Origin of the sequence: Paraglaciecola sp. (assembly GCF_051252315.1) — a bacterium.
GTDB lineage: Bacteria > Pseudomonadota > Gammaproteobacteria > Enterobacterales > Alteromonadaceae > Paraglaciecola.
Genome location: NZ_JBPOFP010000196.1, coordinates 1 through 4,744 on the forward strand (window position 1 = coordinate 1; position 4,744 = coordinate 4,744).

Annotated in this window: 3 protein-coding genes; 2 read left to right on the top strand and 1 reads right to left on the bottom strand. The window is 39.7% G+C overall.

All coding sequences use genetic code 11. From position 1 onward, the window contains the following. Positions 1–305: 305 nt before the first annotated feature. Positions 306–2,675 carry an alkaline phosphatase D family protein gene (locus ACSHXM_RS20885; RefSeq protein ID WP_435692179.1) on the top strand — a complete coding sequence of 790 codons (2,370 nt, stop codon included), beginning with the start codon at positions 306–308 and terminating at the stop codon, positions 2,673–2,675. A gap of 72 nt (positions 2,676–2,747) precedes the next feature. Here the strand turns inward: ACSHXM_RS20885 and ACSHXM_RS20890 are convergent, their stop codons facing one another. After that, positions 2,748–3,215, bottom strand: coding sequence for a DUF2147 domain-containing protein (locus ACSHXM_RS20890; protein ID WP_435692181.1), 468 nt, complete (start codon positions 3,213–3,215; stop codon positions 2,748–2,750). A 445-nt stretch (positions 3,216–3,660) separates the two neighbouring features. Here ACSHXM_RS20890 and ACSHXM_RS20895 point away from each other — a divergent pair, with 445 nt between their 5' ends. Next, the gene (locus ACSHXM_RS20895; protein ID WP_435692183.1) at positions 3,661–4,365 is read left to right on the top strand and encodes a hypothetical protein; all 705 of its coding nucleotides are present in this window, start codon (positions 3,661–3,663) and stop codon (positions 4,363–4,365) included. Positions 4,366–4,744: the final 379 nt, after the last annotated feature.

The following is a 4,744-nucleotide window of genomic DNA, read 5'->3' on the forward strand; positions in this document are numbered from 1 at the left end:
ATTCGAACCCCCGGTACGTTTGACCGTACGTCTGATTTCAAGTCAGGTGCATTAAACCGAGCTCTGCCAGCTATCCGAACTGAGCGCGCATTCTAAAGACGTTTTTATTGGAAGTAAAGCCCCAATCAACAACAACCCTGTCAACCGGTGGTTAATTGACCACCAAGCATACCTCACCCTAGAGTGTATTGATTTCACTTGATAACTTTTAACGATTTAGCAACAAAAATATGACGTGACGGATAAAAATGGTTATAGTACTTTCACTTAATTATTGTTAACAATAGACAACTAGTGAATTAACTATGAAGAATAATATTACTCGCCGTTCGGCACTAAAAATGTTTGCTGCTGGTGTAGTGGCATCAGGCGTTACAGGTTGTAAAACCACAGCCGAAGAATTATCCAACACACCTAAACTCACTGGTTTACAACCTCAACAAGACAACTGGGCCAACACTCACGACAGAGTTTGGTTAGGTGGTGAGTACTGGGCCAATCCAATGGAAGATTGGACGGTTAAATCTGGTGGCGCAGAATGTTTAAGCCAAGGCGGTAATAGAAGCATTCACTCTCTTACTCACCAACTTGCTCACCTAGACAAAGATTTTGTTATCTCTGTCGTTATCAACCGTTTAGGGTCTGCTAAGAATGACGGTGGTGCAGGTATTCGTTTAGGGGCAAAAAGTGAACTAAATGAATACCGTAGTAATTGTTTTGCTTTAAAAGGATATGACTTAGGGATCAAAAGAAGTCAATTAGTACTGGGTAGTGTAAGCAAAGCATTAACTGAATCGGTGAATAGTCAAGACATTAGGTTAGATCTTGCCGGTACAGCACAATCAGGAGCCATGGCATTAGTCTTAACCGCCACTGTAGTTGCGACAGGTAAAGTCATTGGAACACTAGAGCATTTAGTCCCTGCAAACGAACTAGTGGGTAATGTCGCATTAGTCAGTAACTTTAGTAACCCTGCGACTACCCGTGATGAATTACAAACCAAAGGCAATCCGGGTGCTCGTTATCGGTTTAGTGATTGGAACATGCAGGGTGAGGCCTTTGCGGTTAACCACGATAATAAGTTTGGACCAATTTTATGGACCATGTACACCTTAAGTGATTCTCGCAACGATAAAGGTTTTGTTTTAAACCTGAGCGCTTATACCGGACCAATTGGCGAGCAAGATAATCAAAATGTTGAACTTCAAATATTCAAAGACAACAAATGGCAATCTTTAGCTTCTGAAAAAATACATCCAGAAGGTTGGGTTGCTACGTTTAGAATCAACAACTGGGACGAAAAGCAAGATACCCCTTTCAGAGTCGTATATCTTGAAAAACATAAAGACGGTAGCGAAACCCCAGACATTTACACTGGAAATATTAAAGCTAGTCCGTCTAACAAAAAATTACGTATGGCTGCCCTCACCTGTCAAAACGACTATGGTTTCCCATATGAACCTGTCGCTAACAATGTAAAAAAATTAAATCCTGATTTGGTGTTTTTCTCTGGTGATCAAATATACGAAAGTCATGGAGGCTTTGGCATAGTCCGTACCCCAGACAATATTGCCACACTAAACTATTTACGTAAGTTCTATCAGTTTGGCTGGGCCTTCAAAGACGTTATGCGTAACCAGCCCACTGTATGTTTACCTGATGATCACGACGTACTGCAAGGTAATTTGTGGGGTGAAGGTGGCGCTACTATGCAAAACGTTGAAAAAGATCCAACTGCCGCTATTTTAGGTGGATATATTCAATCGGCACAAGTGGTTAATATGGTGCATAGGACCACACTAGCCCACCATCCTGCTCCGTATGATCCAACACCCACTAATGGCATTGGATCTTATTACGGTGAGATGGTTTATGGTGGTGTAAGTTTTGCCATCATAGCCGACAGGCAGTGGAAAAGTGGACCTGAACGAATCAACATCGAAGTAGGTGTAACAGGTCAAGACGAAGATAAATTTAGCTACAATCCTAAGTTTAATCCACCGGGCCTAGATCTATTAGGTAAACGCCAAGAAGACTTTTTAATTAAATGGGGCAAAGATTGGCAAGGGCACTCGTTAAAAGCAGTGCTTAGCCAAACAGTATTTGCTGGGATCTGCACCCACCAACCCGTTCCCACTCGTTTTATGAAATATGATTTTGATTCTAGTGGTTGGCCAGCCTCTGCTCGTAATAGAGCGGTAGACGTAATGCGCGACTCCATGGCATTACATATTTGTGGTGACACTCACCTAGGCTCATTGTCCCAATACGGGGTAGATAAACAGCGAGATAGTAACTGGGCATTTTGTACCCCAGCTATTTCAGCTGGTTGGCCAAGATGGTGGAAACCAGACTCAATCAATATGCCCTACAAAAATCGCCCTACCCATGGTTTGTCGGATACAGGTGAATTTAACGACACCTTTGGCAATAAAATGTACATCTATGCTGTAGGCAACCCTGTGGTAGGAAAGTCAGGTAACAGATACGTAAAAGCCCATGAAAAAGGCAGTGGTTTTGGTTTTATTACCTTTGATACTGAAAAGTTAACTTACACTATGCAAGCTTTTAAATTTCTAGTGGATGTAACTGACGGCAAAGCTAGTAATCAATACCCTGGTTGGCCTGTGACAATTCACCAAAAAGAAAATAAAGGTGAAAACCTGATTGGTTAACCCCTAAAGTAATAAACGTTAAATTTTGCAAACCAACACGGCCCAGTATTTTAATACTTGGGCCGTATTTTTTTATCTATCAACACGTGTCCAGTTGGTACTGCGCCCCAACCAACTGAAACCTATATACCCTTTCATTTTCAAAGTATTACCATTGTTAGCTAATTTGGCTTGGCAACTATAGGTGTTACCCGACTCAGCATCATAAATTTTGCCGCCTTGCCACTCATTTTCATCTGCTAGTTTCAGTCCAGTTAATAATGTCATACCAACAATGGGACGAGTTCTTAATGATTTATCATCATTTTTTAAATCTGTTTTTGCTTGACCTAATACCGCATCCTTTTCAGTTTTTAAGTCTTTCTCAGTCCAACTGGGCTCTTTCAGCCAAATTATATCGCCACAAATTTTTTTTCCACAGGTATACACTTTGACTTTAGCGTCATTATTCTCGGTGAACCAAATGCCCCTGATATCAGCAGCATAACTGAACTGACTAACCGCGAACGAAATCAAAATTACATTCAATGCTTTTTTCAAAAAGTGAACCATATTAACCCTACACGTCGTTAAACAAAGTAATACACCAAGATAATAATACAAAGTTAGTGCTGAATTACTACAGCCTACCAGACACAATAAACAGTGTTTGAAATTGCTAAATAATTTCAGGCAATAAAAAACCCGCAACATGTTCTAATAAGACGGAAGTAACTTCATTTTAATTTGGAGTAAATGAACAACTTGGAGATTACTGAACGGAATTGTAAAATACATCCTATATTTTGTCGGTTGAATAAGAGCAACTGCTTCGACTCCTCTATAACCGAGCAAATAAAGGGGGCACTATAAAATAAATAGAAAGGAACTGTGCAAGATTTCAAGCTATAAAATGCCACGAGCATTAAACTAAAACCCTAAATCCAAATACACTATTTTGAGTAGTGAAATTAGCTCTAGACTAAACAACTTAAAAGGACTTATTTTGCAAAGTATAAAGATTGTTCTGATTATCATATTTATTTTTACTGCCGGATTCCTAACCAGCCGAGTATTTTTCTATCCAACACCGGTTAAACATGACCTTCAAAGTGAAAATACATCTGATGTGCTACATAATATACAAAACGAATTAGATACATCAAAAAAACAAAAGGAAATAACGGTTAAAGATATTAATAGGTATAAAGATAAAATTGCTCAACTAGAAAACGATTTATCTCAGAAATATTCAAAAATAAAACCATTGTGTCTGGACCAAGAGTCAAAAAAAAGCGATGAAGATCTGGATAACTCTAACTCTGAAAGGTTTGCAAGTATGACAATCAAAGAAGCAGAGGCTGTTTTACCTAAGCCTTATTCTGACCTAGTTGCTTCTACAAGTGGTAGCATGATCGAGTACTTACAGGAACATATTAAAGATGACGTTGATTACGATTGGGCTCCCGATATGGAACAAAAAATTAAAGATTTTATATTTATGCACCCACATTCGTCTGAAGTCGAACTGCAATCAGTGACCTGTAAAACATCAACCTGCGAATTAATGATTGTAGAACTTGAGGACTTCACTTGGGACAGAATTGAACACGATATTCGTAAACAGGATTGGTATAAATTTTCGGCAGGTTCAAGCTCTACAGTAGTAGATTCAAAAAATTTCATTTACATCATGCTTTCAAAAACATAGGTTTTTGTTAAAAACATGATTAGGGAAATTCGATACCACTGCCACTGATAGCCTTAACGTATTTAACTAATAAACGGATAGCGAGGGATTTACTCAAGAACATCCATGCTCTTGCCCCTTTGGGCGCCAGAGGCCGTAGTAATTATTCCAGACAACTGGTTACTCATATCGTCCCTGACATTCGCCCTACGGGCAACATTCGGCTGTGCTAATCGTTTCCTACGATTAGTCGAGCCGCGGGGCTTCTCACCCTCACTATTGGATACTTCAATATATTTCAGGCAATAAAAAACCCGCAACATGTGCGGGTTTCTCATAATATGGCGGATAGCGAGGGATTCGAACCCCCGGTACGTTTGACCGTACGTCTGATTTCAAG

Bases quoted from the DNA above. Each gene is read 5' to 3' on its own strand.
- ACSHXM_RS20885 (WP_435692179.1), top strand. From the start codon at position 306: ATGAAGAATAATATTACTCGCCGTTCGGCACTAAAAATGTTTGCTGCT.